The following is a 1,282-nucleotide window of genomic DNA, read 5'->3' as shown; positions in this document are numbered from 1 at the left end:
TGCGCGTCGATCCAGCCGATGCGTTTGAAGACGATCCCCAGAAACACCATGGCGAAGACGGGCAGCGTGACTTGCAGCGTATGCGAGAAAACGGCCAGCAGGTCCATGCGCTATCAGCTTCCTTGTCTTGCGAGGACGAAGCCCACGATGATGGCGGCGGCCACGACGAGCCAAAATAGGGTGTTGCGTAGACGAGTGGGACGGGGTGATCGAGATCTTGGCACGCAGGGTTCCTTGTTCCTTGGTCGGCTTGGGAAACGAAAAGGTTTATGGTAAACCCGTTAGCCTGCTAGGCCCAGTGCCGCGCTTCAAACCGTCCCATGACCGATGAAGAGGGCGGCGTGGCGAGCGGGCCCTCGATCGATCAACTGTGGGAGTCTCCATGCGCGAAGTAGAATCTCTTAATCTGGCCCATGGGCGCCTCGCGGGCCTGGCCTGGGGCGATGCCGACGCGCCCGTGTGGTTGGCGCTGCATGGCTGGCTGGATAACGCCGAGAGCTTTTCGCGCTTGGCGCCGTTGCTGGTCGAGCGTTTGGGGATTCGCATCGTCGCGATCGACTTCCCTGGCCACGGGCGCTCGCAGCCGCGTGCTGAAGGCGGGGACTATCCGATCTGGGAATATACGCTGGACGTGTTGGACGCACTCGATGCATTGGGACTCGATGACGCGCCGCTGCTGGCGCATTCGATGGGGGCGGCTGTCTCGTGTCTGGTGGCGGCCGCGATGCCAGAGCGTGTCGCTCGGTTGGTGCTGATCGACGGCTTGGGCACCTTGACCACCGAGGTTGACGACACCGCCAAGCAACTGCGCATGGGCTTGCTCCAGCGCCGTCGCTCGCGCTCCATGGTGCCGCGCTATCCCGATGAGGCCACCGCCATCGCGGCGCGCGTGGCGGGCGGTGTGACGCCTATCGATACCGACACGGCTGCCCCCCTGGTGCGCCGCAACTTGGACGTGGAAGACGATGGACACGTGCGCTTGCGCTCCGACGGTCGCTTGCTGCGTCCATCGTTGGTGCGCTTTACCACCGAACAGATGCTGTCGCTACTCAACACCATCGAAGCCCCGGTACTGTTGATCGAGGGCGAGCAGGGCATTCTCGCCGAGCGTGCCTACGCCCAGCGGGCCCGTGACGCCATCGCTCGGCTAACGCGCGTGATGCTGCCCGGGGGACATCATCTGCATCTCGAGGCGCACGCTGTCGATGCCGTGGCCGACGCTATCGTTGCCGACTCGGATGAGACGACGAGGCGTCATGAGTCGTGAAGGAGAACGCTGATA

Annotated in this window: 1 protein-coding gene and 1 pseudogene; one reads left to right on the top strand and one right to left on the bottom strand. The window is 63.7% G+C overall.

All coding sequences use genetic code 11. The features are described from left to right. Window positions 1-107 (bottom strand): annotated as a pseudogene (locus OP495_RS18895) (AEC family transporter); the annotation flags it as partial. Window positions 108-382: 275 nt separating this feature from the next. Here OP495_RS18895 and OP495_RS18890 point away from each other — a divergent pair. Further along, a complete protein-coding gene (locus OP495_RS18890) occupies window positions 383-1,267 on the top strand; it encodes an alpha/beta hydrolase (RefSeq protein WP_280571135.1) in 885 nt (294 codons plus the stop codon). Window positions 1,268-1,282: the final 15 nt, after the last annotated feature.

The organism is Chromohalobacter sp. 296-RDG (assembly GCF_029889885.1).
Lineage (GTDB): Bacteria > Pseudomonadota > Gammaproteobacteria > Pseudomonadales > Halomonadaceae > Chromohalobacter.
Note: the sequence above shows the minus strand (reverse complement) of the source record. Positions and strands in the feature narration are given on the sequence as shown.

What these genes read in the sequence shown, in the direction of transcription:
- OP495_RS18890 (WP_280571135.1), top strand. Translation starts at nt 383, where the DNA reads ATGCGCGAAGTAGAATCTCTTAATCTGGCCCATGGGCGCCTCGCGGGC.